The sequence below is a fragment of the Vibrio qinghaiensis genome (assembly GCF_002257545.1).
GTDB classification, from domain to species: domain Bacteria; phylum Pseudomonadota; class Gammaproteobacteria; order Enterobacterales; family Vibrionaceae; genus Vibrio; species Vibrio ordalii.
On sequence record NZ_CP022741.1, the window covers coordinates 1,726,584 to 1,751,541 of the forward strand.

Consider the following 24,958-nt stretch of genomic DNA (forward strand, 5'->3'; position numbering starts at 1 on the left):
AACAATAATGAAACAACTCATTGATTTTATACCACTGATTATCTTCTTTGCCCTCTTCAAAATGTACGACATCTATGTCGCCACAGGAGCACTTATCGTAGCCAGTGCAATACAAATTGCCCTAACCTACACACTGTATAAGAAAGTTGAAAAAATGCAGATCATCACGTTTTTGATGGTGACCATCTTCGGTGGTATGACGATTTTCTTTCACGATGATAATTTCATTAAATGGAAGGTCACTATTGTTTACGTTGCTTTTGCATTGGGCTTGACCATCAGCCACATCATGGGTAAATCAGCCATTAAAGGAATGCTTGGCAAGGAGCTAACCTTACCTGAACACGTATGGACAAAAATCAACTGGGCGTGGGTTTTCTTTTTCAGCGTTTGTGCTGTACTAAACATCTACATTGCATATCAACTGCCATTGGATGTTTGGGTCAACTTCAAAGTATTTGGCTTATTAGCCGCGACTTTTGTTTATACCTTATTAACGGGCGTTTTTATTTACAAACATCTACCAAAAGAGAAACCCGTTTCCGATAGCTCCCCCTCACAAGATCATTGAGCATATTGACCTTATTACAAGGACTCTTATGAGTGCAAAAAGGTCAGTTTTCGCTATAATACGCCTCTATTTTTCAGCGACCACTTTGGTCGCTGTTTTGTTGTTATGGATGTCGAAAAATGAATCAGGAAAATAGCGCCCCAAGAGGCCAATTATTGCTACGCACTTTAGCCATGCCAGCAGATACTAACGCCAACGGTGACATTTTCGGCGGTTGGATCATGTCTCAACTCGACTTGGCTGGCGCAATTTTAGCCAAAGAGATCTCATTTGGCCGCGTTGTCACTGTGTCTGTTTCTAGCATTACGTTTAAAAAACCCGTCAAAGTTGGCGATGTAGTGTGTTGTTATGGTGAATGTACTAAGATTGGCCGCACTTCAATGTCCGTTAATCTTGAAGTATGGGTAAAACCCATCAAATACGACAGCGTGGGGGCTCGTTTCCAAGTATGTGAAGCCACCTTCAATTATGTCGCCATTGATACCGATGGCCGCCCTCGACCGATTAAGCCTAGCAACTGATCACAGAAATTCAGTTTGATTGCTTTCAATACGCGCCAGTTTCAGTACAGTAAGGCTTCGACTTCATACCAAACAATAAGGATATCAATATGTGGTACGTTATTTTCTCTCAAGACGTAGAAAACTCGTTGGAAAAACGCATGAGTGTCCGGCCACAACATTTAGAGCGCTTACAAACCTTGCAAGATGAAGGTCGTCTATTAACCGCAGGGCCAATGCCAGCCATTGATTCGGAGAATCCAGCAGAAGCCGGGTTTACAGGGTCAACAGTCATCGCTGAGTTTGATTCGTTAAGACAAGCTCAAGCATGGGCGGATGCCGATCCTTATATTGCTGCCGGTGTTTATCAGCATGTTATTGTTAAACCCTTTAAGAAAGTGTTTTAAGATGAAAGTCATTCTCTGTGCCGTATTCGCGACCCTTCTTGCTGTAGGCTGTAGTTCGAACGGTGATCAGCAAAAATATTTAGAAGCCCTTGCCAGTAACCGCGCCAAAGTTATCAGTGCTGAATTACCCCTAGAATTCGGGCCTCTTTCAGTCATGCGTGCAAGTTCAAAGGGAAGTACCGTTGAAATTATGATGATTTACAATGTGGATCAAAAAGGAGCAAAACCGATTGATCAAGTATTAAAAACCAGCATTAATTCCTACTGTTCTGATGACATCACTCGCGCCAACATCGATTTTGGGCTGACTTATCGTATCAAAATGCGTAATACTCGCGGCCAATTAGTCGTGGACCAGTTGATCAACAAAGAAACCTGTACTGTGCAATAGCCACCCGCTCATCACCAGATCACCAACTATTTGCCTGGCAAAAAATAGAGGCCTCAAATGAGGCCTCTATAGCGATTTATTTTTCTTACACTCTTTGTGGTTTAAGCTCTTTGCGCAGCGTTTTAGCTGCTGACACCAAGTTGGTCAGTGCTGCCTCCACTTCATTCCAATTGCGCGTTTTTAAGCCGCAATCAGGATTAACCCATAATCTCTCGGCTGGAATTTTTTCCGCCGCTTTACGCAACAAACCTTCAATCCACTCTTGAGAGGGAATGTTGGGCGAGTGAATATCGTACACACCTGGGCCAATTTCATTCGGGTAGTTAAACTCTTCAAACGCTTTGAGCAGTTCCATATTCGAGCGAGAAGTTTCAATCGTAATCACATCGGCATCCAGTGCCGCTACTGAGTCAATGATTTCATTAAATTCGCTATAACACATGTGAGTGTGGATCTGCGTTTCGGGTTTCGCACTCGCCGCCGCAATTTTAAATGCCTCAACCGCCCACGCCAGATATGCTTGATGGTCACGCTTCTTCAATGGCAATCCTTCACGAATCGCAGGTTCATCAATTTGGATGATGTTAATGCCCGCTTGCTGCAGGTCTGCCACTTCATCACGCAAAGCGAAAGCCAATTGCTGAGTGATGGTTTGACGAGAAATATCTTCACGGGGAAACGTCCAACATAAAATCGTTACAGGCCCAGTCAACATTCCTTTCATTTGCTTCGCAGTCAATGATTGAGCATAAGTAGACCACTCCACCGTAATCGGTTTTTCACGTTCAATATCGGCCACCACGATAGCCGGTTTTACGCAGCGTGAGCCGTAACTTTGCACCCAGCCAAATTGCGTAGTCTGGAAACCGGCTAAGTTTTCAGCAAAGTACTCCACCATGTCATTACGCTCAGCTTCACCGTGCACTAACACGTCGAGATCAAGTGCCTCTTGACGTTTTACTGCATCGGCAATATGCCCTTTCAATGCATTGATATAATCAGCGTGCGCCAGTTTACCTTGACGGTAAGCACTGCGCTGATGACGGATCTCACTCGTTTGAGGGAATGAGCCTATGGTTGTCGTTGGCAAAAATGGCAACCCTAACACTTCAGCTTGGTGATGAGCGCGCTCTGAATAAGGTGCACTGCGCTCAGAGAGTGCCGCCGTTATGCTGTTGACTCTCGCCTGTACATGCGGTTTATTAACGTGAGTTGCCGTTTTACGTGCAAGTATCGGTTGGCTATAAGTTTCACAGGCCAGAATCGCCGCGTCATCACCGTCCAGTGCCTTACCAAGTAAAGCAACTTCTGTCACTTTTTGTTTGGCAAATGCAAACCAACTTTGTACTTCATCACTGAGCTGCTGCTCAAGATCTAAATCAACCGGGCTATGCAGCAGTGAACACGAACTCGCAATCCACAGACGATCCCCCAATTGCTGCTTCACTGGCTGTAAACGAGCCAATAACGTCGCAAGATCGGCGCGCCACACATTGCGTCCATTGACCACACCTGCCGAAAGTACCCAATTTTTTGGCAATTTCTCTAGTACCGCGTTCAATTGATCGGCAGAAGCGGAGAGATCGATGTGCAATCCATTCACTGGTAGCTCAATGATTTTATCGAGCGTATCAAGCACCGAATCAAAATAAGTAGTGAGTAACAGTTTTACATCACCAGCGATCACTTGATAAGCCAACTTAAATGCATCTTGCCACTTTGGTTCTAGCTCTAACGCTAAAATAGGCTCATCGATTTGTACCCATTCCACTCCTTGTTTAGCAAGCTTAGCTAAAATTGCTTGATAAGCGGTCAATAAACGAGGCAGTAAGGTCAGGCGATCAAATCCCTCTTCGACCTCTTTACCCAAGTAGAGGTAGCTCAGCGGGCCAAGCAGTACAGGCTTAACTTGGTGGCCTGCTTTCGACGCTTCATTGACTTCCTCAAACAGTTGAGGCCAGCTGACTTCGAACGTATCGTCTTGGCTGAACTCCGGCACAAGGTAGTGATAATTGGTATTAAACCATTTAGTCATATCAGAAGCGGCACTTCCGCTACAGCCGCAACCCGCTTGTGATTGACCGCGTCCAACGCGAAAGAGTGTATCTAAATCAGGAAAGCCGTTGCTATGACGTTTAGGAACGTGTCCAAGGAGCAATGTGGTTGTGAGTACGTGATCGTACCAAGCGAAATCGCCTACGGTTGAAAAACTCAGACCCGCTTGTTGCTGCTCAGCCCAGTTTTTCTGACGAATATCATGCCCCACTTGCAGTAACTGCGCTTGATCGCTTTCGCCACGCCAATATTTTTCTAACGCAAATTTCAGTTCGCGTTTTTCACCAATACGTGGATAACCTAAGATGTGAGTCGTCGTTGTCATGTCCCTAGTCCTTTTGCTGTTGATCGTGTCTGATTCTTTACTGCATGAGATAAAGATGTCTGGATGGCTAGACTATCCATCTAAACTGACCCACAGACAAGGTGCAATTATTCAACTTGTTTATTAAAAAAATTCATGTTGATCGAAGAGAGCTTTAATTAACATCAAGATAAATAGACGTCTAGATGTTTACAGCTCCATATTAAAAGCGTAACTTAGCTCAGAACAGCAGAATGATCACCGTGTTGATGCGACCCACGATATTGGTATCAACCACCGTTCTCTCAAAGGAATGAAGGAAAATAATGGCAATGATTGAACTTAAGCATCTGAAGACTTTAGTTTCTTTAAGGGACAGCGGCTCACTCACCTCAACAGCTACCGCGCTCCATTTGACGCAATCGGCCCTTTCACATCAGATTAAAGATCTCGAAATACGCATTGGCGGGCCACTGTTTCTACGCAAAACTCGCCCAGTAAAATTTACCTCAGAAGGAGAGATCCTACTGAAACTGGCTGACGAGATCCTGCCAAAGCTGGCCAGAGCTGAAAATGACTTGGCCAGCTTGAAAGAAGACGTCAATGGGCGCTTACACATGGCGATTGAATGCCACTCTTGCTTTCAATGGTTGATGCCAGCGCTGCGCGAATATCAGCTTGCTTGGCCAAGTGTGACGTTAGATTTTTCGTCCGGCTTTGGCTTTGAACCTTTACCCGCATTGCTGGCCGGCGAACTTGATTTGGTCATCACTTCCGATATTTTGCCTCGCTCAGAGGTACATTACGAACCACTCTTTGATTTTGAAATGCGCCTTATCACCTCTACAACTCACCTACTTGCGGGAAAATCGGTGATTGAGCCAGAGGATCTCGCCTCACAAACGATGCTCACTTACCCCGTACAAAAGCAGCGTTTGGATGTGGTGAAACACTTTCTACAACCAGCCGGAGTTGAACCCGCCAAATGGAAACAAGCTGATAACACTTTGATGCTAGTACAAATGGTCTCTGCTGGATTAGGTGTGGCAGCACTGCCAAATTGGGCCATCAGCGAGTTCTCTAGGCAGGGGCTTATTACCAGCAAGCCACTAGGGAAAGGTTTATGGCGTCGACTATTTGCCGCAACACGCCACAGCGAAAAAGATCGCCACTATTTACAAGCTTTTTTTGCCACCGCGCGCCAACAATGCAAAAGCCACCTTGACGGGATCAAGATGGCTTAAACTATTCGTCGTGTCGACATGGCTATTTGAATGACAGTGCGGTTGGTTAACTGTCACTGCACGCTGCTTAGCACTAGCGTTGGTTCGCTTTAAATTGGTTGGTCAGTGGGTCGTATTGGTAGCCTAAAACATCCAGCTTACCGACTACATTTTCTCTATCCATTTCATACATACTGGCAAGCTCTTCGAAGCTGTCACACTCTAAGCGTAGCTTCTCATTGACGATGCCAAGTAATATATTGCTATCAAAACGGCTGACGTTACTCAAATCCATGGCTCACTCCTATAGCAAAGAGACCACTAAAGACTAGCGGTAAAATTCGCACTAAAGAGTGACCCAGATCTAGAGATTAAACAAACCTTGAAAACAAATACTGGCTGCCAAGATCAATAACAAGGCTGCCGTTAATTGAATTTTCTCAGCGCTTTTGGCAAACAGGATATGCCAGCACCACACGATAATACCTGCAATCATGAAACCGAATGTCGTTAGCAACGGCAATGTTGCTTGAGCCAACGTTTCGTCATCTAACCCGTACGCGTGCGGCACAACGCATAAAGCGATCCCCATCGAGCAGAGAATGCCCACAACGGGTAGAACTCGATGGAAAGCTTGTAAACGCGAGCGCGCTATCGTTAGTAGAAGGTGCGAGAAACTCGCGCCCAACAAACCGACCAACAGCAACATGGCGATAGAAGCTGGCCAGTGGCCCTGCTCTGATATCTGAATCGCGACATAAGACAAGGCAAGACCATTCGCTAAATACAGTGCCCATAACGGACCTTGATCTCGAGTTTTCTTGGTTTGAACTTGTGAATAGAAATAGAAGATGGAAAATACAACCAAAAAGGCTTCAATTTTCAGTGAAGCCACAGCCAACCAAAGCACACCAATGGCTGGCAAGACGCGATGAATACGGCCACGTTGCCCAGGGCAAATATCTCCTTTGACCAATATTAGTGTCAGTAGCATTTGCGCACCGAGCAGCATGGGTGAAAAAACAGAAAGTAAGGTTTGAATCATAATCGAAACATCATCTGGAAACATCTGGGCGCGATAATAGCAAAGAATAATAGCAAAGAATAATAGCAAAGAGTAAGCGCGAATGCCCAGAGAAGGTTACCGACTTTCGGCCAAGTACCTCAGCACGTCTCCTTGAGTCAATAAGCCTTTGTAACGACTGTTATCGACCAATACCCATGGAAAATCATGTCCTTTTTCGATCAAATTCACCACTTGATTTAGCTCGGTGTACGCGTCAAGCTGAGTGAAATGAAACTTCATGATCTGATTGACGGGCTTACGCCATACGGCCGCTTCACGCGTGGTTTCAAGATCAGTTCCCATATTCGGTGTAAGATGTAAATTGAGTGAAGCAATATCAACGATGCCGACACATGCACCTTGGTTCACCACAGGTAACGAATCAACTTTAGTTGCTTTAAAATATTGATGAACGAGAGAAAGCGGATCGCTAGGATCCAAATGAGGTTTCCCTCCTTTAAACAAGTTGAATAAGCAGTTGGGTTGTTGCTCTGGTTCCGCTTTTGGTCGTGAATACGCAAAACGGCTGTGATACTCCTTTGCATGGATTAACTCTTTCAAAGGCCGGGGTTTTGAAAAAATATAGCCCTGCATGTAATCAATACCTAATGACTTAAGCACCCAAACCTCATGCTCCGTTTCCACCCCTTCAGCAACCACTTTCACGCCGAGTGTGTGCGACAGCTCAGTGATCATTTTAACAATACTGTATTTATTGCTGTTGACCTGAATGTCCGTGACAAACTCGCGATCTATTTTTAAATAATCAAAATTGCAATCGCTGAGGTAGGTAAAAGAGGAATAACCCGTACCAAAATCATCAATTGCAACCGTTACGCCACGCGATCGAAGAGCATTGAGGGCATCAACCTGATGAGATTGGCTATCAAAATAGGCGCTTTCGGTTAGCTCAATGGTGACTGACTGAGGCGTATCCGTGTAGCGATCAATGATCTCCATGGTATTGGCTAAAATCTGCGTCGCATCCATTTTGGTATTGAAAGAGCGGTTGATTGTTACCCCAACACCTTGGCCAAACAAGGTTTTTATCTTGGGTAAATCTTGCAAAGACAAAATACTGACACAACGATCAAGCTCGGCAATCAAATCTAACTCTTCCGCTATATTAATCATTTCTTGCGTGGTAAAAGGTAAATCGGGCACAGGCTTAAAACGGCATAACGCTTCAAATTTTGCAATGTTCCATGTTTTAGTATCAACTATCGGTTGGTAGTGTATCTCTAAATCTTTCTCAGCAATTGCTTTGGTGACTAGCTCTTCCAAATTTTTCCTGCGCTTAACCTGCTGGTGTATTTCACTGTGATAGAAACTGATGTTACGCGCTTCTCCTGCATGCTGCTCAAGCATTGCTTGCATCGCATGCGTCACCATCCGAGCTGGTGTTTTTGCATCGAACCCTAAAACAGACACACCAATTCGGCCATTAATGACAGCAAGGTGTGAGCTGGATTCGTTCTTTAACTCTTTCATAAAGCGGCGAATCGCATGCTGAATAAGGTTAAAATCGGTGTTTTTTTTACACTCAGAACAACTCAAGCTCACTAAATAGATATCTTTGCCCGCATAGCCCACCAACTTTGCTTCTTTACTACGTGCTAAAAAGCTAGAGAGCATCAAGGTTGCGGTGTGATGCCGCTCAGATTCAAAATTAGGCTGAAAAGCGAGTACTATATGTGTTCGATCTTGTGAATGTTCCGTGCAGTAGGTATTAAGTAGGGTTTTAAATTTTTGTTCAGTGAACAGTTGAGTTAAAAGATCGATGTCACCAAGCGCAGTATCAGCGACCCGATGAAGATTATCGGCTAAATCAAGCGTCATCCCAACAAAGAACACTCGGCCATCTTGCAGTGCGATTTTTTGGATAGTTAATTCTTGTGGTGCGACCAGCCCAGATGCCCGCCTATTGAGAATGACACCGCTCCAATGATCTTTAGTGTTGATGTCATGCCACATCGATTGGAAAAACTCTTTGGAATGCTTGCCTGCATTAAATATATTGGCTTGTAACCCAAGTAACTCATTTTGTTTGAAACCTGAATGCTGCTCAAAATAGTGGTTACAGGCCAAAATCCGCGTTTGATCGTCGGTTAGGATCAAACCATGATGTGTATTCTCAAACACTCCTTCAAAAAGCTTGGCCACCTCTTGCAATGATTCCAGTTTGAGCAGCGGTCGAATCGTACCTTGCAACTGCGTGAGAGAGGTACGCTCGATAAAAATCTCCACATAGGTTAACGCTTGGTTCGGAATGACGAGGTTGCAATTTAAGGCATAGCTTTTGCCACTTTCAATCACATACTTGAAGCAGCGCTTCATCTCTGCGGCTTTACTCGGCGTCATATAACGCAATAATTCTTGGATATTGGCTATCGAAACACTGGAATCAAGCAAGGTATTCGGCGCTTTTAAATCGCAAATAAACTCTGAGGTCGTCAGGTTCAACGACCAATCAATCGCATCATATCGAGCCACTGGCGGTTCTCGGAGCACTGTCTTTTCTCGTGGCTCTTGAGACGTTACCTGCGTCATATTCACTCCAACTTATTCAAATTATTTACTATTGACCTTTACAGCATAGAGTAAAACTTAACCGCAAGTCGTGAGTTAGCACTAATGATGTAAGTGCAGTTGCCTATTTATTATTTTAGCCCAGACAAACCATATAACAACGCCGTACATCAATACACCTCAAAAGAAATGACCTTGACTTTTTGTTACAAAAAGAAATGCGAATAAAAAACAACCACAATACTCAATAAACAACCTACTGAGAATTATCATTTTACCCACCTTGATTAATATATCTTGTCGATATGATAGTTATAATTAATTGACGAGATTCATTAGCGGCTATATGGTACCATTCCCAAACCCAAGAGGTGCAAGAGGTGTTGGGAAAACTAATCCGAGGTACTTATGAACAAACCCCTTTTTTCAGTCGCGCTAGGAGCGCTTCTGTTTACATCTTTTCAGTTCAGTGCTTCTGGAACGGAATCCGGAATATCAACTAGAATCATCAATGGCACTCCTGCTGACGCGGGTAACTTTCCCTTTATGGTTGCCTTACACTATTCAACTCTTCAAAGCTCTTTTTGTGGTGGCAGCTACTTGGGTGATAAGTATGTACTTACCGCTGCTCACTGCGTAACAGGAAAAAATCCGCTCAATGCAGAGGATATTGAAGTGACGGTTGGAGCGTATGACTTACGTACTAATGCCGGTCGTCGGGTGAAAGTCAAACAAATCTATTATCATGAAGCTTATGATGATGAAACTCATGCTGACTATAACGAAAGATTCAACGACATCGCGATCCTTGAATTAGAAACGTCATTACCAATACAAGCAGTCACTCGACCTAATACTGGTGCTCTTGATGCACTAGGTGCTGGCACGGTTCTAGAGACCATTGGCTTTGGTACAACGAGTTACAATCAACTGTTGAATAAATCGAGCAATCCTTCTCAAGTATTACGTAAAGCAGAAATATCGTTAATGGATACTGCAACGTGTCAAGCTTTAGGTGGTAGTAACTACCCTCGTATAAGAAATGACGCTTTTTGTGCAACCAGTTACCCGCAAGATACCTGTCAAGGTGATAGCGGTGGCCCCGTTTTTATCAATGACGGCGGTAATTTTATTCAATATGGTGTCGTTAGTTGGGGGCGTGGTTGCGGCTTACAAGACGCGGCTGGCGTTTATGCCAAAGTCGACCATTTTAATAATTGGCTGACTCAAAGAACATCAAAGGTTTCTTTCCGACAATCTCAACACAAAAACGAGATTAAATATGGGCTTCATACCCATCGCTTTCATTTTGTAAACGGCTCTGATGAGGTTATTACCGCAAACAACGTCACACTGTCTCCAGCTTCTGCAAATATCACAGCCGAAAACTGCTCACAAGGCTTGGCTCCGAGTAGCCAATGTTATGTTGATGTTTCTTATGCCATTGATTCAATGACACCTGCTGATGTGCGCTTAGAGATTGACACTAACAGCCCACTAAATTTAGGTACCGTCACCTCATCACTAAAGCTCAATACGGTTCTACAACCTGCTGCAAAATCACTAGAGGGGTTAATTACCATACCCAATAGCAGTATTAGTGTGAATGTAAACCCTTGGCTAGAAGAAGGTGGTTGGCTACGTTCTGCCATTATGAACGATAAAGCGAGATCGGTTTTGTTTCTTGAAAACGTCCCCAGAGGAAAAGTAAGCTTTGATTTCCAAGTCTCCTCTACTTTTCTTTATGATTCCTTAATTGTGAAAGTGAACGGTAGCACTTACATAATCGAAGATGGTGAACGTAGTGGCAACAGAACGTTATATTTGAATGATGAAGTCAACGATATACGCTTTGAATACGTAAAGACATCAAATACAGCAACTGGCAATGATGCGGCTTATATCAAAAATTTGAAATATGAAAAGCCTTACTCCTTTACCTTACCCCCAGTTTCAGGAGGTTCAGGCGGCGGTAGCACTGGTGGAATGACTTTATTGTCAATGCTGTCAGCCTTATTGATTCGACGTCGTTACATGAGCCACTAACTCTTGTCTAAAGGTCAACCCGTTTTATTACTGGTTGACCTTTTTACTATTGCTGCATCCTTCTTATCACATATCACTTAGTATCTCTCCGACACACTTACCACTCACTTTATTAATAATTTTCTTTATAAATAGAACGCAAAGCCAATGTTCCGCTAGATACTACCAGTGCAAGTCGTTATAATGCGCGGCTCATTAATCAGAGGTCAAAATATGCACAGCAACGTCACTCCTATTCATCAATATAAAAAATACTGGGCAGAGTGCTTTGGAACCGCACCTTTCCTGCCAACCAGTAAAAAGGAGATGGATGCCCTAGGATGGGACAGCTGTGACATCGTGATCGTCACGGGTGACGCTTATGTGGATCACCCCAGTTTTGGTATGGCGATCATTGGCCGTTTACTCGAAGCGCAAGGCTTTCGCGTTGGGATCATTGCCCAGCCGCAATGGCAAAATAAAGACGCTTTCATGACGCTGGGAAAACCCAACCTGTTTTTTGGCATCACGGCCGGCAACATGGATTCGATGATCAACCGCTACACCTCTGACAAAAAATTACGTCATGATGATGCTTACACACCCAATAATGAAGGTGGCAAACGTCCAGATCGCGCCACACTTGTCTATTCACAGCGTTGTCGTGAGGCTTATAAAGATGTGCCACTGGTGCTCGGTGGTATCGAAGCCAGTTTACGCCGCGTTGCCCATTATGACTATTGGTCAGACAAAGTGCGCCGTTCTGTGCTGTTTGATGCTAAAGCCGACATACTGCTGTTTGGTAACGCAGAGCGCGCATTGGTTGAAGTAGCGCACCGCTTAGCCAATGGCGATAACATCGCTGATATGACTAATATTCGCGGCACGGCCGTGAACCTAGCCGCTGAGCCTGAGCATTACACCATCATTGACTCATCACGCATTGAGAAACCCGGTAAAGCGTTTGTTCCCGTGAACCCTTACGCGGTGGAAACGCAGTGTGAAACTAATCAAGAAAAAGAAGCCGAAGCAAAGCCAATCACCATTCGTCCTTCTCGCCATGATGCCGCTACAACAGCGGTTCGTTTGCCTGCTTTTGAAAAGCTCAATAATGACCGGATTTTATACGCGCATGCAAGCCGTGTACTGCATTTAGAAACCAACCCCTACTCTGGTCGGGCGCTGATTCAGCGTCATGGCGACCGTGAATTGTGGGTCAACCAAGCTCCGATTCCACTCACCACAGAAGAGATGGATTACGTGTTTGGCCTGAGCTACGCACGCGTGCCTCACCCTATGTATGGCAAAAGTAAAATTCCGGCTTACGACATGATCAAAACCTCGGTTAATATCATGCGCGGCTGCTTTGGTGGTTGTTCATTCTGCTCGATTACCGAACATGAAGGGCGCATTATCCAAAACCGTTCAAAAGAGTCGATTTTGAATGAGATGGAAGAGATCCGCGATAAAGTTCCCGGCTTTACTGGAACCATTTCGGATTTGGGTGGGCCAACGGCGAACATGTACCGTTTAGGTTGTAGTGATCCTAAAGCTGAGATGAACTGCCGCCGCCCATCGTGTGTTTTCCCCGGAATTTGCCATAAGCTCAATACCGACCACAAACATACGATTGATCTCTATCGTGAAGCGCGCAAAGTCAAAGGCATTAAAAAAGTGATGATCGCCTCTGGTGTGCGTTATGACTTGGCGATTGAATCTCCTGAATATGTACGTGAATTGGTCACGCATCACGTAGGAGGCTATCTCAAGATCGCCCCAGAACATACCGAGAAGAATCCGCTTGATCTGATGATGAAACCGGGTATGGGCACCTATAATCGCTTCAAAGAGATGTTTGAGAAGTACAGCGCTGAAGCAGGTAAGAAACAGTACCTCATCCCCTATTTTATTTCCGCGCATCCCGGTACGGAAGATGAAGATATGCTCAATTTGGCACTGTGGCTAAAAGCAAACAATTTTGAGTGTGATCAGGTGCAGAACTTCTATCCATCGCCAATGTGTAATGCAACCGCGATGTATTACTCAGAGACTAACCCGCTCAAACGGGTGAAATACAAAAAACGTGAAGAAGTGACTGTCGCAAAGGGAGAGCGTCAACGCAGGCTGCACAAAGCGCTGCTACGCTATCATGACCCATTAAACTGGCCAATTATCCGTGAAGCCTTGATCAACATGGGTAAAAAGCATTTGATTGGTGATAAACCTAACTGCTTAGTGCCTGCGAATGATGTGGATGCACTCACGCCTGCGCAGCGTCGTAAGTCGGGACGTCACGGAGCGAACCGTTTTGCGACCAAACACACCAAAACTCAGCCGGGTTTTGATGCTCTTAACCCGCGTAAAGAGAACGCTACTTCACCAAGCAAATCACGCGCTAGCAGCGCGACAGACAACAGTAAGAAAAACCAAGGTGGCGCATCTAAACCTGCACACTCTCGCCCGACAAGTAAAGGCAAACCGTTTGCTCAAACCTCTAAACCAAGAGCGCCACGTGCAGAACAGAGATAACATTACATTCATAAGCTAAAACAATAAGGCTCCGTAAGGAGCCTTATTGTTTTTCAAAGAACAGCGTTAGTTTACCGACCTCGATACCAAATTTTTTAATTTTAGTCAGGTTAAACACCCGCTTTTCATCTTGCCGGTAAAGCCAGTCGTCAAAGGTAACGGTTAGCGCAGAATCACCATAAGGTAAGGAAAAATCATATTGCCAACGCAAAGCGTTACCCACTTCTTCACCTTGGGCTTGGCCTAATACATCATCCGCTTGGCCGATATATTTTCCATCGGCAAAGCGTTCAATCACCCATACCCTTTGACTCTTTTCACCATCATCAAAGTTGAAATCTTCGACCAAAGTGAGTTTATTGCCCTCAGCTGTTCCGTCAATGACAACCTCGAAACGACGCGTTTGCATCCCCGTATAATCTTGCACCATGCCCCATGCTAACGTTCGACCAGAGAAGTATTCAAATAGATCAAACTTAGGTTGCGTGGATTGGTATTGAGTGAGATCAGCGCTGCACCCCACTAACCAAAGTAGAAGTAACAGATAACTGCGTCTGGCTATCGCTTTCATGGTTGCATTCCTATCAATTGCTTGCGTAAGTGTGGGTATTGCGTCTGTGGCGACAGCCATATCGCGAGAAAGGCTTCATTTAACGCTTCGTCGACTACTGTACCAACCTGCGCTTGAACACCGTTCTTAGGATGAAAAATAAAAGCGCCCTGCTGTCCATCGGAGGTGTAAATCAAGCGGTCACCCTCAGTAACGCTGGGGAAAATGGACGATAGATGCACCAGCCACGGCGCAACTTGTTGCTCGGTTAATTTGAGTTTTTGCCACTGCTCTGCGGTCGATTCCACCAGCTGTTTACTACTGATGTCACGCTGATATTCAATTTCCAGTGCTAAGGGATGAGGTGATAAATCACTTCCTTGCTCGTACTGCCCTGAAGGAGTACGCAGCTGCGAGGAATAAATATCTAGCCATAACCAGCTTAAATTCGCTTGGCCAATCACTGGCCAAGTTTGCCACTCGGTCAGTTTGTCTTCTACCATTGAGGCAAAAGCGCTATTTGCAAAGCTGTAAAGAACAATCACTACCAGTAAATGCCGTATTTTTAGCCTATTTCTCTTTGCCAACATCATCGCTAAATACCCTAAGTATCAATGCACCGATCATCACCCACTGCAGCCACAAGATGGCCATAGTCAAGCCCAATGGCCAACCAAAATGTACAGCGCCTAAACGTTCTGCCGCCCAATAACTTAAACTGCCTAACACGCCGACCATCAAACAAATGAGTTTGGATGGATAACGTTTTAGCAGTACCACTAAATAGGAGGCATACCAAGAAAAAGCGCCCCATAACACCATTAACCAAATGGGAAAATCATTGGTCGCAAAACGGAATAGTCCGAAATACTGGTTAAGGGCATCGATAATAATACCCACCATGGTTAACGCGATCACTCTTTCCAAAGGATAGGAAAAGTGCCGTAAGGAGAACATAAATGCGGCTAATACCATGCCCAATGCCACCCACTGCAAATGTTCTGTCCCCAACACAGCAACAAACCAGATCGCTTGAAACCAAAGAGAGACAGCAAACAGCATTTTCATTACATCGGCCTTTGCAAGGTCATATGTACGGTGCTGATGGATTTTGCTAAAAAACCACCCTCGCAGTAGCAGAAATAGTAACGCCACATACGCGTGAATCGCTCATCATACCCGAGTTGTGAAACTTGATGTTTTGCGACCTCAAAACGGTGACGCCAATGGGCAAGGGTATGCGCATAGTCAGGACCAAGATCAAACAGGTTGCGAACCACTAAATCGCTGTGCTGTGTCGCCGCTGTGGTCAATGCGGTAATTGAGGGTAAAAAACCGCCGGGGAAAATGTATTTTTGAATGAAATCGACACTATTGCTGTAATAGTCATAACGTTGATCAGCGATGGTAATGGCTTGAATCGCCATCAAACCGTTGGGTTTTAGTAGTGACTGGCACTTTTCAATATAAGAGGAAAGGTACTCTTTACCGACCGCTTCGATCATCTCTATCGAAACTAATTTATCGTACTGACCTTGTAGCAGGCGGTAATCTTGCTTGAGCAAGGTGATTTGACTCCCCAGCCCCTGCCGCTCTATTTGCTGCGCGGTATAGTAATGCTGCTCTTCAGAAATAGTGGTCGTCGTAACCTGACAGCCGTAAGTTTTGGCCATGTAAATCGCCATTGCGCCCCAACCAGTGCCAATCTCAATCACGTGATCGCTTGCTTTGAGTTGCAACTGCTGGCACAAACGTTCCATTTTATTGATTTGCGCCTGCTCTAACGTTTCGTCCGGATGCAGAAACAACGCGCTGGAATAGAGCATATTACTGTCTAAAAAGGTGTGGTAGAGATCATTGCCTAGATCGTAATGGGCGTGAATATTCTCTTTGGCTTTATCAATTGAATTTCGATTGAGCCAGTGGCTGACTTTATAGAAAAGCTTGGTCAACACACTGCTGCGCGCTTCAATGCCATCTAATGCACTGACATTACGAGCCATCAGTTCCATTAGGCTGGTCAAATTTGGGCTATCCCACCAACCATCCATATAGGCCTCACCCGCGGCAATACTCCCCCCTTTTAATAAACGAGCGTAAAAATGAGGGTGATGTATTTCAATAGTTGCATGGGGTTGATGCTCTTTCAGTTCGCCAAAAGTCTCCTGACTGGACGCACCTTCATTGGAAAAGGTTTCAATGATGGTTAAAGTACCGACGTCTAAACGCTGTAGACAGCGAAAAATGAAGCTTCTTGCACTCTTTTGCAACCCTGTCAGTTGCTTGGGCAACGCGAGAGTTTGTGAATTAAGCATTGAGCGTTCTCCTTGTTATTTAGACACTGTCTCTGTGTAGATTTTGCGTATTTATGAATGTGGATTGGAGTAGAAAGGTGCTCCTTTAAGCCACAGTTTTAAAGCATGCCAGTATATACCTATCGTCACTTTTACGGCCATCACGGGTGTTTTGATCAATAACTTAAGCAAATTTTTTGAGTTAAATGGTTGTGCCTTCATCGATAAAGTCGCATCGAAAACTTTACCTTCTTTATGGCATTCCAAATGTACACTCAGTGACGAACCAAGCGGCTTCAACTTCCAATGATATTGCTGATCAAGAGGATTGAATGGAGAAACATGAAACGCCTTTTGGTGACGCCACTGTTGCTGCTCTTCTCCCGCTTGTGCTTTTACCGCGTAGTAGTGCCGTTGATTCCAAGGTGTATTACTTACTTCCGCCAACAAGTATTGCCATTCACCTTGCTGATCATAAAGATAGTAGAAATTAACCGGGCTGAAATAGATTCCTAAATAACGAAGATGACATACCGCCATCACCTTTCCAGAGCAGCGGTCGCCCGTCAGCTCATGAACTTTATCTTGTATGCACTGTTTTAAATCCCCTTCACCAAGATAATCGGCTCGCTGAAAACGCGCCCAGTGCCACCATTTTTCGCCAAACCCCCAAACTGAATCACTCAGTTGCTCCAGTTCATCGAGATCAATACACGGCATAAACAATGGATAATTGAGTGCATGTTCAATCGGTGTAAAGCGTCGATGACGTACCATGCCAACCATCAAACAACTGTTGGACTCAGTCTCCATCACGCCGCGCCTTTTAACTGCTGCGCTTGCGCTTCAAGTTGTGTCACAACATCCAGCGCACTGGTCACGCCATCTTCATGAAAACCATTGCGCCAATAAGCGCCACAGTACCAAGTGTTATTCACACCGTTGACTTCAGGCTTGCGTTGCTGAGCCGCGATAGATTGCGTGGTGAATACCGGGTGGTGATAAGTAAACTGTCGTAACACTTTCTCATCAGCAATGCGGTCACCGCTGTTGAGCGATACACAAAAAGTATGAGCGCCTTTAATATGCTGCAAGATATTCATATTGTAGGTCAGCGCTGGTAAACGCGATTCTTGCTCTGGACTGCCATCAAGCCAATAGTTCCAAGCCGCCCAAGCGGCTTTTCGCTTAGGCAGCAGTGATGTGTCGGTATGTAAAGTGACTTCATTGGCTTGATAGTGCATTACGCCGAGCACTTCTTGCTCAGCCTCTGTCGGTTGCTCTAACATACCTAATGCCTGATCGCTGTGACATGCAAAAATTACATGATCAAAGTGGTGTGATTGCCCATTAACAACGAGCTCGACACCTGCCGAGCCGCGTTTGACTTGTGTAACTGGGCTATCAAGATGAATCTTATCTTTAAAACCTTGCGTCAAGGGTTCGATGTACGCGCGCGATCCGCCTTCAACCACATACCATTGTGGTCGGTTAGTGATCTCTAGCAGGCCATGGTTGAGGAAGAAACGCAAAAAGAAACTTAACGGAAAAACCCGCATATCAGCCAAGGAAGATGACCAGATAGCCGCTCCCATCGGTAAGATATAATTTTCACAAAAATAGTCAGAAAATTGGTGCTCAAGTAAGAAATCACCTAAGGTTTGCATTGATTGATGCACTTGTTCTGCTTGCTGTTTCGCTAGCCGATTGAAGCGAATGATTTCAAAAATAAAGCGGTAAAAGACGGGATTTAGCCAATTCCGTTTTTGTGCAAACAGTGTAGTTGCGGTATGTCCATTATATTCCAACCCATTCGCATCGTTACGCACACTGAAACTCATTTGAGTCGGAATGCCTTTCACGCCAATCTCATTCATCATGGCGATAAAATTTGGGTAGGTCCGGTCGTTGTATACGATAAAACCAGTATCAACCGCGTGATTTTGGCCATCAAGCTCAATGTCCACCGTGGCAGTATGCCCACCGATGTAATGATTAGCTTCAAACACGGTGACATCATGGTGTTTATGCAAATAATAGCCGCATGTTAAACCGGAAATACCACTACCAATAATGGCGATTTTCATACTCAAGTCCTTTAATTACAAAACAGCTCGTTATTTAAGTAATGCCGCAACTAATCTGCCTTGCCATGCATAGGGCAAGCTGCCAATCAAACGTAACAGGCTCGTAAAACGGGCCGGAAAATAGAGGGTGGTTTTGCCTTTTTCCAACCCACGGCGAATCGCCTGTGATGCATAATCGGCACTGACCATCATTGGCATCGCAAAACTATTTTTATCAGTCAAAGGCGTAGCAACAAACCCCGGATAAATCATAGTCACTGCAACGCCTTGCGCTCGCCAATCTTGCATAAGTGAGCGTGCTAGGTAGCTAACCGCCGCTTTAGAAGCGCCGTAGGCTTCGGCTCTTGGCAGCGCTATTTCACTGGCGATGGAACCGACGATCGCCACACGCTGGTTAGCGACAAAGTGATGTTGTATCGCCTCAATGCAATGAGCTAAGCCCAACACATTGACGTCAAACACTCGCTTTAACCGAAGAGAGTCCATTTGGCCATGATCGATGTATTCACAATCGCCAGCGTTAAGAAGCCATAGTGCCGGAACAAAAGGCAGCTCAAATAACGCAGCTTTGGTCTCTTCTAACTGAGTAATATCAAATGCAATACCGTAGATCTGCGGATACTCTTGGTGCATTTGATTAAGCTTGTCTTGGTTACGCCCACAAGCAATCACTTGCCAACCCGTTTTTGCATAATCGACAGCTAACTGATAACCAATACCAGAAGTGGCTCCGGTGATGAGTACACTCTTCATTGCCCTAACCCTTGTTTAATCGAACGGATAACACTTCCCAGCAGCGGTATTTGTTCGTAGAGCATTTCTCCCAAGTCAAAATAATCACGGTGATAAATGACTTGGTTATCTTGAAACTTGAGATGGCTCATCCCTTGTACTTGTATAAGCTTTCCACGAGCTAACCGAGGATGCTGCAGAGACATAGTCCATGTGAGAAAGCCGCCGTCACCGACTTGTTGATGATCATGGATAGTAAAATCGCAACGCTGTACGTTTTGATATAAACGAGCAAAATAGTCTGATAGTGCTATCCAACCTTCAATACGATGTGCTGCATCTTCAAAAAGGACATTGTCGTGATAAACCTGACGTAATAAAGGTAAGTTCTCTTTGTTGAGTTTACGGTAAACCTCAGCAACCGATTCGACATCCATTGTACGTTTCCATAAGTTATACAAAAACTTCACATGTACAAAATAGTACAAGTCACTTAGTTATACAAAATATTTCTTGTATAACTTTATATCTTTTCGGTTCATACGTGGTTAAGAGAAATTAAGATCAAAAAAAGCAAATAAAGACCCAGATTTCAATAGTTACGGTGATCAAAAAGGCCAGCGTAATTCGCTGGCCTTCTCTTTTTTAGTTAGCTTAGATTAACTATTGCGCAAAGCGGCGATGCGTTTATCAAGCGGTGGATGACTCATCAATAATTCCGTCATTGAACGTTTACCGTTGATACCAAAAGCCATCATTGAACCTTCCAATTGAGATTCTTGCCCCACTTTTAAACGCTCTAACGCCGCAATCATCTTGTGTTTACCCACCAGCTTTGCTGCACCAGCATCAGCATGGAATTCGCGATGACGGCTATACCACATCGTAATAAAGCTTGCTAGGAAGCCAAATACCAATTCCAGCACCATAGAGATACCAAAGTAGACCATCATATTGCTGCCGCCACCCTCTTCTGAATCACGAGATGACACAATGTTTGCGATAAAGCGCGATAAGAAAATAACGAAGGTATTAACCACACCCTGCATTAAGGTCATCGTAACCATATCGCCATTGGCAATATGGCTCACTTCATGCGCCAATACCGCTTCCGCCTCGTCTCGTGTCATGCTGTGCAATAACCCTGTTGAAACAGCGACGAGGGAATCATCACGCTTAGCGCCAGTTGCAAAAGCGTTGATGTCCGGTGAATCATAAATTGCCACCGTTGGCATACCAATGCCGGCTTGCTGAGCTTGACGGTTCACAGTTTGCAGTAACCAGTGTTCTGTTTCGTTACGTGGACTTTCAATCACCATTCCACCAACCGAGCGCAGAGCCATACTCTTTGACATCAATAATGAAATAAATGAACCGCCAAAGCCAAACAACGCGGCCATGACTAGCAAGCCAGATAAACTGCCGGGCTGCATCCCCGTCACAGCATAAACAATATTTAATACAAGGCTAAGAACCAGAACCACCGCAAGGTTGGTTGCTAGAAATAACATGACTCGTTTCATTACTTATCTCCGAATGAAAATCTTATTATGAGTGTAGGCTGCGAGCGACGCTAGCATGAACCCACACAATTTTTCATATACATATAGTCTAAGATTTGAAAAACAAGGTTAAGCGATAAATTGAAACATTTAATGTCTGCAGCAGAGCGATATGTAAAATCTTTCGCGAAATAATCAGATTAGAGCTATTCGCTCATCAATCGCATAAGAACAGAGACACATAAGACTTTGGTCGTATTGAGGCACCCGTTTAAAACGACTACATTGCGTTAGAAATAGACATTCTCGAAAGACAAAGGACAACATCATGGCTGAAACGAGCAACTATCAAATGGCGATTGATTTACTGTGTTGCCACTTAGGTCTCTCTGAAGATGAAGCGAAACAGCAATTGGGAATTGGCAGTACACCTGCCGCACAGCAGCAAATATCTGACACGCAACAAGCTCTTATGGGGCTAATGCAAGAAAAATAGCCGTTAGCAAGACTGGTAACAGTTTATGCTAGCTAAATTGAAACAGCGCCGCTCATGGCATCATGGGTGGCGCTGTTTTGTTTGTGTTGCCTACAATGACCGTGATTAATCTCGCGGCGGCGCTGGTGATAATACTTCGCGATTGCCATTATGGCCGGGAGCACTCACGATACCTTGTGCTTCAAGTTGCTCTACAATTCTTGCAGCGCGGTTGTAACCGATTTTAAATCGGCGTTGTACACCTGAAACTGAACCTCGACGCGTTTCCACTACATGTTCAACCACTTGATCAAATAGCGGATCCACTTCTTCATCACTTTCCATCTTCTCACCGGGTAGCAAGGCTTCTGGTCCTTGGTCACCATAAGTGATCTCTTCTATGTAGTTCGGCTTACCACGTGCTTTCCAGTTGTTTACCACCGCATGCACATCTTCATCCGAGGCAAACGCACCGTGAACCCGGATCGTGTGGCTAGAACCCGGTGGTAGATAGAGCATATCGCCCATACCGAGCAGTGATTCTGCACCACTTTGGTCCAAAATAGTTCTTGAGTCGGTTTTAGTCGACACGGTAAACGCAACGCGGGTCGGAATATTCGCTTTGATTAAACCGGTGATCACATCAACCGATGGGCGCTGAGTGGCCAAAATAAGGTGAATACCCGCAGCACGAGCCTTTTGTGCCAAACGCGCGATCAACTCTTCTACTTTTTTACCCACCACCATCATCAGATCAGCAAATTCATCAACAACCACGACAATGTAAGGCAGTTTTTCCAGCAGTGGCGGTTCGCTCTCCATACTGTCCCCTTCTCTCCACAAAGGATCGTGGATGGGGTGACCAGCAGCAGCGGCCATTTTTAGCTTATCATTGAAGCCTTTGATGTTACGCACACCAAGCACAGACATTAATTTATAACGACGTTCCATTTCACCCACACACCAACGTAAAGCATTTGATGCGTCTTTCATGTCAGTCACGACTTCAGCTAACAGGTGAGGAATGCCCTCGTAGATCGATAGCTCTAACATTTTCGGGTCAATCATAATAAAACGAACGTCTTCTGGGCTCGCTTTATAAAGCATGCTGAGGATCATCACGTTGACCCCAACTGACTTACCTGAACCTGTTGTACCAGCCACCAACACGTGCGGCATTTTGGCTAAATCCGCGACCAGTGCTTCACCTGCAATGTCTTGCCCTAAAACGATGGTCGTCGGTGATTTTGCTTCTTGGAATTGACGACTTTTTATAACATCTGACAAATAGACGGTTTGACGACTCATGTTTGGCAGTTCAAGGCCAACATAAGGTTTGCCAGGGATCACTTCAACCACCCTCACCGCCATCGCCGACAAAGAACGCGCCAAATCCATCGATAGGCTAGAAATACGGCTCACTTTTACGCCTGGAGCTAAATCTAGTTCAAAACGAGTGATAACCGGCCCCGGAAAGATATCAACCACTTGCGCTTGGATTTTGTAATCCGCGAGTTTAGATTCAACCAAACGAGCAACCTCCTCTAATGCCTCTCGGTCAATAAAGTGTTCACGCTTTTCTGGGTGATACAGAAGCTCTAACGTCGGTAGTGGCTCCGTCGGTTTTGGCAGGTTAGTTTCTTTTTGCATTAAAAATGGGTTTTGCTTGGCCGCCATATTCGCCTGAGCCGAAGACACCATGTTCTGAAAAGCCGTCACATCACTGTCTTGCTGGCCTAACGGTGGCTCGTCATCTTCTGACATCACATCAAGATCAGCAGCCAACGCTTGATCTGATTCATCTTCATCCAGCACATCCAAGTTGGAAATAACGGGTTCAACACGCGACACATCAAGATCAACTTCTGTCATATTGAGCGACGGAGCACTCACCTCTTCGTCCTCTACCCATGCATATTGCTGAGCCTCTTGACTGGCATCAAGGTCGGCATTGGCTAATGCTTGATGCTCATTAGCTCGCTCATCTACCCAGTTAGCCGATGAAAGTGCAAGGTCATCTTCTTCCAACGCAACAGATTCTAACTCTTCAATCGTTGCGCTAAGCTGCTTGCTGCGATCAAATGGCGCTTCATCCGAGTGAGTTTCACTACATGTAGACGAAGTGTCAGCCTGAGTTTTGACCTTTGGCATATGAATATTAAAACGTCTTGGCGAGTGAGTCTGTTCCTGTTCGACATCTACAGCTGGCGGATGCTCAGCATCAAACGCATCGAGAGTAGGTTTGACATACTCTTGATCTGACGACCTAGACTCAACAACAGCTAAGTCTGGGGATGATGATTCAAGCGGCAACAGTTCCATGGGCGACAAAACGGGCGCAATATCTTCATCTTTCTCACCTCGTAGGCGATTGATCAACGCAATGCCAAGAGAAATACTCATCGTCCCTAACCATTCCACGATGCTTAGCCAAGAGATACCCGTTAGCAGCGTAAAACCAGCGCCCCATAAAAAGAGCAATACTAAGGTTGAACCTAATAAATTAAGCGTTGGCAACGCCAAACTGGTTAAGACATCCCCAATCACACCACCAGATGAAAAATACCAAATATCATCAAAGTTAATATCCGCAAGGCCACAACTAGTCAAAATCAAGATAGTTAAGCCAAGTAAACGCGTTCCCCACAACACAAAATCAAGGGGTTCATTCGCGTCTCTTTTACGCAGAAAGACCCATGCTAATACGGTTATAATGAACGGAATTGGGTAGGCCAAAGATCCAAAAACAAAGAATAAGGTATCGGCAATCCAGGCTCCAATAATACCGCCTGCATTTTCAATATCGCCTCCCCACGCGGTTTGCGACCATGAAGGATCGGCGGGGCTAAATGTCAATAAAGCGATGGAAAGAAGCACAGAGGCAAGAACGGCGACAATAAGCCCACACTCTTTCAGGCGTTGCAATCCATTGAGGCGTGAAGACTGAGGCTCTTCACTGGTCTTAATAATGGTCTCAACTTTATTTTGGTTCTCTTTGAACATAAACCTAGATTCTGATTAACGCCAACACTCAAGGTTTATTGCGCTTGATGCGTTGGTTGGGGTGAAAACAGTTTGGGTGAAAACAGTCCGAGCGGCAAAAGCCGCTCGGTTTGTTGTGCGATTTAACCACATCAAGGTCAAAAACCCAATTGGCGAACGTCAGAATGTGGAAAGAAGTACCACTATTCAGACAATCTAGCATTATCGAGTTTTGATAACCAGTTGGTTACTTTGCTTCACTTCTTCCATCACAACATAAGTACGAGTGTCATTGACTCCAGGCAAACGCAATAGAGTGTCACCCAGCAATTTACGATACGCGCCCATGTCTGAGACTCGAGTTTTGAGAAGATAGTCAAAATCACCCGAGACAAGATGGCATTCTTGAATGTCATCCAGTTTTTGAACCGCGGTATTAAACTGTTCAAACACATCAGGTGCACCACGATTCAGTGTAATTTCCACAAATACCAACAGCGAAGCATCAAGATATTGTGGATTCAACAACGCGGTATAACCGGTAATGAAACCTTGACGCTCTAAACGACGTACACGCTCTAAACAGGGGGTTGGAGATAAACCCACTCGTTTTGATAATTCTACATTCGAAATACGACCATCTTTCTGCAATTCATTCAAAATATTGCGATCGATACGGTCTAAATCCTTGGACGGCCTTTTATAGTTGTCTGCCATTTTTTATTCCACCTTATTA

At 44.8% G+C, this 24,958-nt stretch carries 23 protein-coding genes; 8 read left to right on the plus strand and 15 right to left on the minus strand.

Annotated elements, in window-relative coordinates:
• Nucleotides 1-7 precede the first annotated feature (7 nt).
• The 4 genes from CCZ37_RS07895 (at nucleotide 8) to CCZ37_RS07910 (ending at nucleotide 1,869) form a co-directional block, all read left to right on the plus strand.
• Complete coding sequence (locus CCZ37_RS07895; RefSeq protein ID WP_010318224.1) at nucleotides 8-571, plus strand: septation protein A; 564 nt, start codon at nucleotides 8-10, stop codon at nucleotides 569-571.
• A 119-nt stretch (nucleotides 572-690) separates the two neighbouring features.
• On the plus strand, nucleotides 691-1,092 hold the full coding sequence (gene yciA / locus CCZ37_RS07900) for an acyl-CoA thioester hydrolase YciA (protein WP_094500243.1): 402 nt from the start codon (nucleotides 691-693) through the stop codon (nucleotides 1,090-1,092).
• An 89-nt stretch (nucleotides 1,093-1,181) separates the two neighbouring features.
• On the plus strand, nucleotides 1,182-1,478 hold the full coding sequence (locus CCZ37_RS07905; RefSeq protein WP_010316930.1) for a YciI family protein: 297 nt from the start codon (nucleotides 1,182-1,184) through the stop codon (nucleotides 1,476-1,478).
• 1 nt (nucleotide 1,479) lies between these two features.
• Nucleotides 1,480-1,869 (plus strand): GspS/AspS pilotin family protein, encoded by a 390-nt coding sequence (locus CCZ37_RS07910; protein ID WP_010316932.1) that lies wholly within the window; start codon nucleotides 1,480-1,482, stop codon nucleotides 1,867-1,869.
• Between the two features lie 85 nt (nucleotides 1,870-1,954).
• Here CCZ37_RS07910 and metE read toward each other — a convergent pair whose 3' ends face one another.
• Complete coding sequence (metE, locus tag CCZ37_RS07915) at nucleotides 1,955-4,249, minus strand: 5-methyltetrahydropteroyltriglutamate--homocysteine S-methyltransferase (protein WP_094500244.1); 2,295 nt, start codon at nucleotides 4,247-4,249, stop codon at nucleotides 1,955-1,957.
• A gap of 311 nt (nucleotides 4,250-4,560) precedes the next feature.
• On the opposite strand from metE, the gene metR reads away from it, so the two are divergent.
• Nucleotides 4,561-5,472 carry an HTH-type transcriptional regulator MetR gene (gene metR, locus CCZ37_RS07920; protein WP_094500810.1) on the plus strand — a complete coding sequence of 304 codons (912 nt, stop codon included), beginning with the start codon at nucleotides 4,561-4,563 and terminating at the stop codon, nucleotides 5,470-5,472.
• A 73-nt stretch (nucleotides 5,473-5,545) separates the two neighbouring features.
• On the opposite strand, the gene CCZ37_RS07925 is transcribed toward metR, so the two are convergent.
• The 3 genes from CCZ37_RS07925 to CCZ37_RS07935 form a co-directional block, all read right to left on the minus strand.
• Nucleotides 5,546-5,746, minus strand: a complete 201-nt coding sequence (locus CCZ37_RS07925) for a DUF4250 domain-containing protein (protein ID WP_010316942.1) — start codon at nucleotides 5,744-5,746, stop codon at nucleotides 5,546-5,548.
• A 69-nt stretch (nucleotides 5,747-5,815) separates the two neighbouring features.
• Nucleotides 5,816-6,496 (minus strand): hypothetical protein, encoded by a 681-nt coding sequence (locus CCZ37_RS07930; protein ID WP_010316944.1) that lies wholly within the window; start codon nucleotides 6,494-6,496, stop codon nucleotides 5,816-5,818.
• Between the two features lie 96 nt (nucleotides 6,497-6,592).
• Nucleotides 6,593-9,067 (minus strand): sensor domain-containing phosphodiesterase, encoded by a 2,475-nt coding sequence (locus tag CCZ37_RS07935; protein WP_094500245.1) that lies wholly within the window; start codon nucleotides 9,065-9,067, stop codon nucleotides 6,593-6,595.
• Nucleotides 9,068-9,592: 525 nt separating this feature from the next.
• On the opposite strand from CCZ37_RS07935, the gene CCZ37_RS07940 reads away from it, so the two are divergent.
• Both CCZ37_RS07940 and CCZ37_RS07945 read left to right on the plus strand, forming a co-directional pair.
• Nucleotides 9,593-11,092, plus strand: coding sequence for a S1 family peptidase (locus tag CCZ37_RS07940; protein WP_094500812.1), 1,500 nt, complete (start codon nucleotides 9,593-9,595; stop codon nucleotides 11,090-11,092).
• 213 nt (nucleotides 11,093-11,305) lie between these two features.
• Entirely contained in the window at nucleotides 11,306-13,600 is a 2,295-nt protein-coding gene (locus CCZ37_RS07945) for a YgiQ family radical SAM protein (RefSeq protein ID WP_094500814.1), read from the plus strand.
• Nucleotides 13,601-13,643: 43 nt separating this feature from the next.
• Here the strand turns inward: CCZ37_RS07945 and CCZ37_RS07950 are convergent, their stop codons facing one another.
• The 9 genes from CCZ37_RS07950 to htpX form a co-directional block, all read right to left on the minus strand.
• Nucleotides 13,644-14,171 carry a DUF3833 domain-containing protein gene (locus CCZ37_RS07950; RefSeq protein ID WP_094500246.1) on the minus strand — a complete coding sequence of 176 codons (528 nt, stop codon included), beginning with the start codon at nucleotides 14,169-14,171 and terminating at the stop codon, nucleotides 13,644-13,646.
• A complete protein-coding gene (locus CCZ37_RS07955; RefSeq protein ID WP_094500247.1) occupies nucleotides 14,168-14,743 on the minus strand; it encodes a chalcone isomerase family protein in 576 nt (191 codons plus the stop codon). The genes CCZ37_RS07950 and CCZ37_RS07955 overlap by 4 nt, the downstream gene beginning before the upstream one ends.
• Nucleotides 14,721-15,218: a DUF2878 domain-containing protein gene (locus tag CCZ37_RS07960; protein WP_094500248.1), complete on the minus strand. Its 498-nt coding sequence runs from the start codon at nucleotides 15,216-15,218 to the stop codon at nucleotides 14,721-14,723. Before CCZ37_RS07960 ends, CCZ37_RS07955 begins: the two co-directional genes overlap by 23 nt.
• On the minus strand, nucleotides 15,218-16,465 hold the full coding sequence (locus CCZ37_RS07965; protein ID WP_088728773.1) for an SAM-dependent methyltransferase: 1,248 nt from the start codon (nucleotides 16,463-16,465) through the stop codon (nucleotides 15,218-15,220). The genes CCZ37_RS07960 and CCZ37_RS07965 overlap by 1 nt, the downstream gene beginning before the upstream one ends.
• 51 nt (nucleotides 16,466-16,516) lie before the next feature.
• Nucleotides 16,517-17,257: a DUF1365 domain-containing protein gene (locus CCZ37_RS07970; RefSeq protein WP_094500249.1), complete on the minus strand. Its 741-nt coding sequence runs from the start codon at nucleotides 17,255-17,257 to the stop codon at nucleotides 16,517-16,519.
• Nucleotides 17,257-18,531, minus strand: a complete 1,275-nt coding sequence (locus CCZ37_RS07975; RefSeq protein WP_167372398.1) for an NAD(P)/FAD-dependent oxidoreductase — start codon at nucleotides 18,529-18,531, stop codon at nucleotides 17,257-17,259. The genes CCZ37_RS07970 and CCZ37_RS07975 overlap by 1 nt, the downstream gene beginning before the upstream one ends.
• Before the next feature lie 30 nt (nucleotides 18,532-18,561).
• Nucleotides 18,562-19,284, minus strand: coding sequence for an SDR family NAD(P)-dependent oxidoreductase (locus CCZ37_RS07980; RefSeq protein ID WP_094500251.1), 723 nt, complete (start codon nucleotides 19,282-19,284; stop codon nucleotides 18,562-18,564).
• Complete coding sequence (locus CCZ37_RS07985; RefSeq protein WP_167372399.1) at nucleotides 19,281-19,700, minus strand: nuclear transport factor 2 family protein; 420 nt, start codon at nucleotides 19,698-19,700, stop codon at nucleotides 19,281-19,283. The genes CCZ37_RS07980 and CCZ37_RS07985 overlap by 4 nt, the downstream gene beginning before the upstream one ends.
• Before the next feature lie 222 nt (nucleotides 19,701-19,922).
• A complete protein-coding gene (htpX, locus tag CCZ37_RS07990; protein WP_094500253.1) occupies nucleotides 19,923-20,786 on the minus strand; it encodes a protease HtpX in 864 nt (287 codons plus the stop codon).
• A 307-nt stretch (nucleotides 20,787-21,093) separates the two neighbouring features.
• On the opposite strand from htpX, the gene CCZ37_RS19030 reads away from it, so the two are divergent.
• Complete coding sequence (locus tag CCZ37_RS19030; protein ID WP_010317436.1) at nucleotides 21,094-21,261, plus strand: hypothetical protein; 168 nt, start codon at nucleotides 21,094-21,096, stop codon at nucleotides 21,259-21,261.
• A gap of 105 nt (nucleotides 21,262-21,366) precedes the next feature.
• Here the strand turns inward: CCZ37_RS19030 and CCZ37_RS08000 are convergent, their stop codons facing one another.
• A complete protein-coding gene (locus CCZ37_RS08000) occupies nucleotides 21,367-24,243 on the minus strand; it encodes a DNA translocase FtsK (RefSeq protein ID WP_094500254.1) in 2,877 nt (958 codons plus the stop codon).
• A 201-nt stretch (nucleotides 24,244-24,444) separates the two neighbouring features.
• Nucleotides 24,445-24,939 (minus strand): leucine-responsive transcriptional regulator Lrp, encoded by a 495-nt coding sequence (gene lrp / locus CCZ37_RS08005; protein ID WP_010317439.1) that lies wholly within the window; start codon nucleotides 24,937-24,939, stop codon nucleotides 24,445-24,447.
• Nucleotides 24,940-24,958: the final 19 nt, after the last annotated feature.

Coding starts and splice junctions, on each gene's coding strand:
- CCZ37_RS07895 (WP_010318224.1), top strand. CDS start 8: ATGAAACAACTCATTGATTTTATACCACTGATTATCTTCTTTGCCCTC.
- yciA (WP_094500243.1), top strand. CDS start 691: ATGAATCAGGAAAATAGCGCCCCAAGAGGCCAATTATTGCTACGCACT.
- CCZ37_RS07905 (WP_010316930.1), top strand. CDS start 1,182: ATGTGGTACGTTATTTTCTCTCAAGACGTAGAAAACTCGTTGGAAAAA.
- CCZ37_RS07910 (WP_010316932.1), top strand. CDS start 1,480: ATGAAAGTCATTCTCTGTGCCGTATTCGCGACCCTTCTTGCTGTAGGC.
- metE (WP_094500244.1), bottom strand. CDS start 4,249: ATGACAACGACGACTCACATCTTAGGTTATCCACGTATTGGTGAAAAA.
- metR (WP_094500810.1), top strand. CDS start 4,561: ATGATTGAACTTAAGCATCTGAAGACTTTAGTTTCTTTAAGGGACAGC.
- CCZ37_RS07925 (WP_010316942.1), bottom strand. CDS start 5,746: ATGGATTTGAGTAACGTCAGCCGTTTTGATAGCAATATATTACTTGGC.
- CCZ37_RS07930 (WP_010316944.1), bottom strand. CDS start 6,496: ATGATTCAAACCTTACTTTCTGTTTTTTCACCCATGCTGCTCGGTGCG.
- CCZ37_RS07935 (WP_094500245.1), bottom strand. CDS start 9,067: ATGACGCAGGTAACGTCTCAAGAGCCACGAGAAAAGACAGTGCTCCGA.
- CCZ37_RS07940 (WP_094500812.1), top strand. CDS start 9,593: ATGGTTGCCTTACACTATTCAACTCTTCAAAGCTCTTTTTGTGGTGGC.
- CCZ37_RS07945 (WP_094500814.1), top strand. CDS start 11,306: ATGCACAGCAACGTCACTCCTATTCATCAATATAAAAAATACTGGGCA.
- CCZ37_RS07950 (WP_094500246.1), bottom strand. CDS start 14,171: ATGAAAGCGATAGCCAGACGCAGTTATCTGTTACTTCTACTTTGGTTA.
- CCZ37_RS07955 (WP_094500247.1), bottom strand. CDS start 14,743: ATGATGTTGGCAAAGAGAAATAGGCTAAAAATACGGCATTTACTGGTA.
- CCZ37_RS07960 (WP_094500248.1), bottom strand. CDS start 15,218: ATGAAAATGCTGTTTGCTGTCTCTCTTTGGTTTCAAGCGATCTGGTTT.
- CCZ37_RS07965 (WP_088728773.1), bottom strand. CDS start 16,465: ATGCTTAATTCACAAACTCTCGCGTTGCCCAAGCAACTGACAGGGTTG.
- CCZ37_RS07970 (WP_094500249.1), bottom strand. CDS start 17,257: ATGGAGACTGAGTCCAACAGTTGTTTGATGGTTGGCATGGTACGTCAT.
- CCZ37_RS07975 (WP_167372398.1), bottom strand. CDS start 18,531: ATGAAAATCGCCATTATTGGTAGTGGTATTTCCGGTTTAACATGCGGC.
- CCZ37_RS07980 (WP_094500251.1), bottom strand. CDS start 19,284: ATGAAGAGTGTACTCATCACCGGAGCCACTTCTGGTATTGGTTATCAG.
- CCZ37_RS07985 (WP_167372399.1), bottom strand. CDS start 19,700: ATGGATGTCGAATCGGTTGCTGAGGTTTACCGTAAACTCAACAAAGAG.
- htpX (WP_094500253.1), bottom strand. CDS start 20,786: ATGAAACGAGTCATGTTATTTCTAGCAACCAACCTTGCGGTGGTTCTG.
- CCZ37_RS19030 (WP_010317436.1), top strand. CDS start 21,094: ATGGCTGAAACGAGCAACTATCAAATGGCGATTGATTTACTGTGTTGC.
- CCZ37_RS08000 (WP_094500254.1), bottom strand. CDS start 24,243: ATGTTCAAAGAGAACCAAAATAAAGTTGAGACCATTATTAAGACCAGT.
- lrp (WP_010317439.1), bottom strand. CDS start 24,939: ATGGCAGACAACTATAAAAGGCCGTCCAAGGATTTAGACCGTATCGAT.